Here is a 239-nt window from a genome sequence, read left to right on the forward strand (position 1 = left end):
GCGTTTGCGGCAAACACTCTTAACAAGTTATAAATGGGTTGCAAGCTATTGGCGACTAACTCGACTTGGTCAAAGATGGTTGAGGCGGTCAGTTTAATCCCCATCAGCGCTTGCGTACTCTCCTGACGATAGTAGGGTGCACCTGCAAAAAACTTGTGAAGAGCAATCAGGCTGCGGGCACTGTAACCATACTTCTGGCTTGGCTCTCCATCATTTATCACGTCATTAGGTAACTTGGC

At 47.7% G+C, this 239-nt stretch carries 1 protein-coding gene; it reads right to left on the bottom strand.

Annotated elements, in window-relative coordinates; genetic code table 11:
• The coding region (locus Q5762_RS39560; RefSeq protein WP_315897157.1) for a transposase at positions 1-239 on the bottom strand (239 nt) is incomplete at both ends.

Origin of the sequence: Streptomyces sp. P9(2023) (genome assembly GCF_032436795.1) — a bacterium.
Taxonomy (GTDB): Bacteria; Actinomycetota; Actinomycetes; order Streptomycetales; family Streptomycetaceae; genus Streptomyces.